This window comes from Streptococcus sp. Z554 (assembly GCF_053010305.1).
This window is the reverse complement of record NZ_JBRKNV010000019.1, coordinates 1-1166: the sequence shown is the minus strand read 5'-3', so window position 1 is coordinate 1166 and position 1166 is coordinate 1. Positions and strand designations below refer to the sequence as shown.

Here is a 1166-nt window from a genome sequence, read left to right as displayed (position 1 = left end):
AGTGCGGGTGGTTCAATGGCTTATTCTTTCAATCATCCTGCAGGGATGTGTCCTATTTGTACTGGGATTGGGAAGGTTTATCAGTTAATTGAGGATAAGATTTTTGATACCACAAAATCATTGAATGAAGGTGCTATTAATTTTAGCCAATTTTCGAGTGGCTGGCAGGCTTATCTTTACAAAAATAATCCTTTACTTGATGCAGATAAAAAGTTAGCTGATTTTTCTGAGGAAGAATGGCAGATTTTGCGAGAAGGAAGCGATGAAATAGTCAAGGTTGAATTTCGTTCTAATAATACGGGGAGTGTGGACCGTGTTGACTATGAAGGTGTCATTCCGCGTTTCTACCGCCTCTATCTGAAAAGGGATATTTCTAAGCTGAAAAAATCATTGCAAGAAGAAGTGCTATCTCTTGTCATTCAGGTACCTTGTGCCAGTTGTGAAGGCTCAGGACTAAACCCCAAGGCCTTAGCTTCTAAGATAAACGGGCATAATATTGTTGACTATATGAACTTATCAGTCAGTGAACTCTTGCCTTTACTTGAAGAAGTTGATAGTCCTTTAGGTCAATCATTAGTTGCACAAATCAAGTCAGCTATTAAGCGGATGGAGACGGTTGGGATTGGTTATTTATCTTTGTCTCGGAAGACAGAAACCTTATCAGGTGGTGAGATGCAACGGGTCAAGTTGGTGCGACACATCGGTTCCAGCCTAAGTAATGTCAACTACGTTTTTGATGAACCGACTGCAGGTCTGCACCCTCATGATGCCGAGAAAATCGGTCAGCTCTTGTTGGATTTAAGAGATAAGCACAACAATATTTTGGTTGTGGAACATAGCCGACAAATGTTAGCTTTAGCGGATGAAGTCATTGAATTGGGACCATTGGCTGGTCGGGAAGGCGGTAGGCTAATTTTTCAAGGAAGTCTTGTAGAGTTGCAAAAAGCTGACACCTACACAACCCGTGCCCTAAATCAACCACTTAGACTGAATCAAGACCCACTAGCTTGGACAGAATATTTTGCCATCAAAGATGCTACTGCAAATAATCTTAAACAGGTTAATACAAAAATCCCTAAGGGAATCTTGACCGCAGTAACGGGTGTCGCGGGTTCAGGGAAGAGCTCTCTGATTGGTGTCGAATTTATCGAAAATTACCCAGATGC

The 1166-nt window shown here is 41.6% G+C and carries 1 pseudogene; it reads left to right on the top strand.

Annotated elements, in window-relative coordinates:
• Positions 1 to 15 precede the first annotated feature (15 nt).
• Positions 16 to 1166 (top strand): annotated as a pseudogene (locus ACVC7R_RS08465) (excinuclease ABC subunit UvrA); the annotation flags it as partial.